Source organism: Myxococcus llanfairpwllgwyngyllgogerychwyrndrobwllllantysiliogogogochensis (genome assembly GCF_006636215.1).
Taxonomy (GTDB): Bacteria; Myxococcota; Myxococcia; order Myxococcales; family Myxococcaceae; genus Myxococcus; species Myxococcus llanfairpwllgwyngyllgogerychwyrndrobwllllantysiliogogogochensis.
In genome coordinates, this window is record NZ_VIFM01000798.1 from 1 (window position 1) to 436 (window position 436).

1 protein-coding gene is annotated in these 436 nt (G+C 57.8%); it reads left to right on the forward strand.

The genetic code is table 11. The annotated features are described in order from the left end of the window. Nucleotides 1-185 precede the first annotated feature (185 nt). A partial coding sequence (locus FJV41_RS55875) for a TrmH family RNA methyltransferase (protein WP_281291679.1) occupies nt 186-436 on the forward strand: 251 nt, incomplete at its 3' end.

The window sequence follows — 436 nt, forward strand, 5'->3', positions numbered from 1 at the left end:
AAAAGTATCCGTGAAATCAGCTGTGATTCGCTGGTGCAGAACGCCGAAGCGCTGCAGACCTTCGATGCGCTGAAGCAGAATAACGCCGCGTAATTCTCCACGTTTTCCCTTACGCCGCCCCTCTCCCTCAGGGTGAGGGTTCGCCAAATATCTGCTATTCTGCCCCCCGCAAGTAAGGGGGCAGTATGCTGAACATCGTGTTATTCGAACCAGAGATCCCGCCGAACACCGGGAATATTATCCGCCTGTGCGCCAACACGGGCTTCAGTCTGCATATCATTGAGCCGATGGGCTTCACCTGGGACGATAAACGCCTGAGACGCGCCGGACTGGACTATCACGAGTTCACTGCCGTGCAGCGCTATGCGGATTACGCGGCGTTTGTCGCCAGCGCGCAGCCGCAGCGTCTGTTCGCCCTCACCACCAAAGGCACGCC